Raw genomic sequence first — 1,088 nt, forward strand, 5'->3', positions numbered from 1 at the left:
ACCGCGCACCGACAAGTGTCGCGGAGCCGGCGTCAGGCAGCCCTCTGACCAGGCCATTGCGCTCAGAGCGGATTGCCGTATCGACGGGGCTGCGGGGCGGGCCCGCTCTCGCCCCTTCTGGGATTGGGCGGCCGGGATCGGTTCGATGGGGTGCACCGACACGCCTCAGGGATGCTTGATGGCCGTGCCGGGAGGCCTTCGCCCGGGCAGCCGAACCACCAAATGGTGTCCGGCTCGCCCGGCCCGCCAAGAGACGAGGAGGGCTGGTTCTCCTCGAAATCGAGCAGATAGTAGTAGAGCACCGCCTCGTCCAAGTTCGGCCACGGGGCGGGGTCGATGATTGACTCCCTGGTGTCGCGGGCCAGTCCCCAACTTCTGTCCGACGGTGGCGCCGCGTACACCAGGTACATCATCGGCCCATCGGTCCAAGCGTGGGAGACCAGATAGCGGTTGCTACGCCTGCTGTTCTCGAAGTCGATATGGCGCAACAATTTCCGCAGCACATCAGCGGCAAACTGCACTTCAGCGTCGTCGGCGTCAGGCGGTGGGCGCACCATTGTTCCGACCTCCTCTAGTCAGTCAACGCGCCGGGGCCCGCCACGTCCTTCACACGAGTGCCGGCTTAAGGACAACACGATTCTGGAACGTGATAGCGCTGGTGATATCAAATCCGAAGGTCACCTATTGGTCCGGACACGCACTACCCCACCGGACGGGTCCACGTCCGCGTGACGGGATCGCACTGCAAGAGGTAGCCGTCGTTGGAGGTGGTCATGGCGAACACCGAGGTGCCAGGCCGGTCGCATGAACTGCCGGAGGCGTGCACGCCCATCGTGATCGGTGCCTTGGCCCAGCTGTTGCCCTCGCAGACGATCTGCTCGCTGTTGGTCGGGTCGTAGGCCAGCTTGCCGACGTCGCCGCACACCGCGCCGAGCACGGGCGGCACCGGGGCGGCGGCGGCCGTCGACGTGGCGACGGCCTCCGCGGGGTCGCCCAGGCTGACCCCGGCGGGCGCGTCGCCGACCCGGGTGGCCACCACCGGCACCCGCACCACCGCGCCCTGCGCGCCACACTCGTTGGTCTGCACG

General features: G+C 67.5%; 1 protein-coding gene and 1 pseudogene. Both read right to left on the minus strand.

Features of this window, described 5'->3' with window-relative positions:
- Positions 1-62: 62 nt before the first annotated feature.
- On the minus strand, positions 63-557 hold the full coding sequence (locus A5701_RS27820; protein ID WP_082950063.1) for a hypothetical protein: 495 nt from the start codon (positions 555-557) through the stop codon (positions 63-65).
- A 143-nt stretch (positions 558-700) separates the two neighbouring features.
- A pseudogene (locus tag A5701_RS26170) lies at positions 701-1,088 on the minus strand (serine/threonine protein kinase); the annotation flags it as partial.

Source organism: Mycobacterium sp. E3305 (genome assembly GCF_001666785.1).
Lineage (GTDB): Bacteria > Actinomycetota > Actinomycetes > Mycobacteriales > Mycobacteriaceae > Mycobacterium.

What these genes read in the sequence shown, in the direction of transcription:
- A5701_RS27820 (WP_082950063.1), bottom strand. Translation starts at nt 557, where the DNA reads ATGGTGCGCCCACCGCCTGACGCCGACGACGCTGAAGTGCAGTTTGCC.